This window comes from Blautia sp. OM07-19 (assembly GCF_003481595.1).
GTDB classification, from domain to species: domain Bacteria; phylum Bacillota; class Clostridia; order Lachnospirales; family Lachnospiraceae; genus Blautia_A; species Blautia_A intestinihominis.
Genome location: NZ_QULA01000077.1, coordinates 1 through 2,703, shown reverse-complemented (window position 1 = coordinate 2,703; position 2,703 = coordinate 1). Strand labels below are relative to the sequence as shown.

Sequence of the window (2,703 nt, the reverse complement as noted above, 5' to 3'; positions counted from 1 at the left end):
GATAAAAATGCTGATCAGGATACTCATAAGATGATTTATGACCCGGTTCGAATAGAATTTGCATAAATTTAATTTCTTAAACTGGTTGTATATGAATGACGAATGATGTATAGTATTTGCGAGAGGCACCTTCTTTCTTGTGAATGTTGCAAATGTTTGTTTCGTCACTTTCATTATACAACACATGGAATCTAGGTGTCTTTCTTTTATGCAAAATCACGAACTTGCTCATTTATAGTTTTAGCATTTACTTCTACAAAAAAATCTCTGCCAGGCTGTCATACCCGTCAGAGATTTTTTGTTACGCTGATTTTTGTTCCTTACGATTCAGATAAATAAAGAATCCTACATTCAAAATGATTCCTGTTACTGTTGCGACCGGTGCAGCCAGTCCGATCTTTGTCAGGCTTGCATTTGGCTGGATACTCATAAAATATGCCAGCGGCAGACGCACCAGAAGTGTCTGAATCAGACCCTGGGCCATAACCCAGACTGTTTTGTTGTTTCCATTGAAATAACCGACCATACTGAACATGATCGCTGTCACGATCGTTTCCGGTGCAAATCCTTTCAGATAATCATATCCATTCCGGATAACAGCTGCATCGATTGAGAAAAATCCTGCCAGCATATCTCCCTTAAACATAACAAGAAGGAACACCAGGCAGCCGACAGCCAGTCCTACGCCGATTCCTGTAAACATGGACTGTTTTGCACGTTTTGTCTTGCCCGCCCCTACATTCTGGGAAACGAAAGACGCCATGGACTGCATCAGCGCACTTGGTACCAGCATCGCAAAGTTTACGATCTTGCAGGCAACGCCGTAACCGGAAGAAGCCTCCAGTCCGAGTCGATTGACAAACGCACAGAGTGCCAGAAAAGAAACCTGGGTCAGAAATTCCTGAAGCGCCAATGGAAGACCGATCTTGAGGAATTTTTTGCACTGTGGATTCAGGCGGAAATCTTTCTTTGTGATCTTAAATGGAAGATCTTTTTTTATCAGAAGGATGACCGCAAACACAACGCTGAGTGCCTGTGCAGTCACCGTTGCAATTGCCGCACCTGCTGCATCCATGTGAAGTCCTGCGACCAATACCAGGTCACCGATCACGTTAACGATACATGCTACCAGAACAAACAGAAGTGGTGAATTACTGTCTCCCAGTCCACGGAAGATTGCGGACAAAAGGTTATAAGCTACAATAAAAAAGATACCACTTCCACAGATCCGTACATAACTGGATGTCAGGTCAACGGCTTCCACTGGTGCCTGCATCAGCACGGAAATCGGACGTGCAAAACATACCATTACAACAAAAAGTCCAATGGAGATCATGGTAAACACAATTGCAGCTCCACCAATGACTGCACCGATTCGTTCTGGTCTCTTTTCGCCTAAGTACCGGGCGATCAGAACTGTAATACCCATTGCAAACTGGATTACTACGAAAGTAACCAGATTGAGCACCTGGCTTCCTGTTGAAACTGCAGAAAGTCCGGATGTTGAACCAAATCTTCCTACTACCAGAAGGTCAACAGCACCATACGCCGCCTGCAGGATCAATGCGCCAAGAACGGGCATCATAAAGGCGACCAGTTTTTTCAAAATACTTCCCTGCGTAAAATCTGCTTTATCATTTGTCATAATGAGTCCTCCTCTCGCACATGATCTGGTAAAATTTCTCGATGGTACGGATCATACAGTCTGCATCTTCTTCTGAAATATCGCTCAGATCCGCAGACAGCTCGCCGAAGTAATGTTCATCATACTTATGAAAAAGCTTCCATCCTTCTTCTGTGACGGATATGTAAGTGACACGTCCATCATCCGGGGATGCGATCTTGCTGAGATAGCCTTTTTTCTCCATCTCCTTAACCGTTCTGGTCACTCCCGGGCGCGGAATGTTCAGCTCATCACTGATATCAGATACTTTTACATGAACATCCCGTTTCTCCAGCGACTGGATCACATCCAGATACTGAATATAAGACGGCATCACACCCTGAGGCAGCGGCGGTAGCATCTCCCTGATCCGCTTCGCCTGATAACATGCATCAAGCATCTCCTTGATCTTCTTATTGGTCATGTTGCATTCTCCCTATATAGTTATCTTTGTTAATTACCTTTGATAATTATATAGGGATTTGAGGATTTGTCAAGAACTATTGGGCAAAAATTTTTCAGAACTATAGCAAAAAAATATCGCTTTACCATCACTTCTGTCCCTGAATTTCTAACAGCTTCCTGAGACGCTTAACTTCCTCTTCGAGTGCATCTGCGCGCTTTTTTTCTCTTGCAGTATTTCTTCTTTCAGCCTGTATGTCCATTTCATCCATATTCTCAAACAGATATCCCATACCACGACCTCCAATCTCGCCTATGATATTACTGGTTTCCTCGTTTGGTACCTTTAATTTCATTAGTAATGACCACAATATTTTCTTGTATATCTCTTTTATTTCATCTGGTGCATTTCCGTAAATGGATTCCACCATTTCTTCAGAAACCTTTCTGAATTCTGAAAGGTCTTCCGCAGACTGTATCTTGTTAATCTTGTTCTGAGTCGCTTTATACTCCTGCCAGATCACACACATATAGCGAAATTTGTGTAATTTCTCAGGAACTGACTCGTCAGCCTGTTGTTCGGTCGAGTAGATACATCCGTTACCGAATGTATCCCTCACAGAATTCCGGACGTGCGG

Annotated in this window: 3 protein-coding genes; all 3 read right to left on the bottom strand. The window is 43.2% G+C overall.

Annotated elements, in window-relative coordinates; all coding sequences use genetic code 11:
* Positions 1-301: 301 nt before the first annotated feature.
* Positions 302-1,645 carry an MATE family efflux transporter gene (locus DXC01_RS19835; RefSeq protein WP_118699686.1) on the bottom strand — a complete coding sequence of 448 codons (1,344 nt, stop codon included), beginning with the start codon at positions 1,643-1,645 and terminating at the stop codon, positions 302-304.
* On the bottom strand, positions 1,635-2,087 hold the full coding sequence (locus DXC01_RS19830) for a MarR family winged helix-turn-helix transcriptional regulator (protein WP_022213266.1): 453 nt from the start codon (positions 2,085-2,087) through the stop codon (positions 1,635-1,637). Before DXC01_RS19830 ends, DXC01_RS19835 begins: the two co-directional genes overlap by 11 nt.
* A gap of 127 nt (positions 2,088-2,214) precedes the next feature.
* Positions 2,215-2,703, bottom strand: a 489-nt coding sequence (locus DXC01_RS20230; protein WP_158583659.1) for a hypothetical protein, incomplete at its 5' end; no start/stop codon positions are given.

Excerpts from the sequence above, each read along its gene's own strand:
- DXC01_RS19835 (WP_118699686.1), bottom strand. The coding sequence starts at position 1,645 with ATGACAAATGATAAAGCAGATTTTACGCAGGGAAGTATTTTGAAAAAA.
- DXC01_RS19830 (WP_022213266.1), bottom strand. The coding sequence starts at position 2,087 with ATGACCAATAAGAAGATCAAGGAGATGCTTGATGCATGTTATCAGGCG.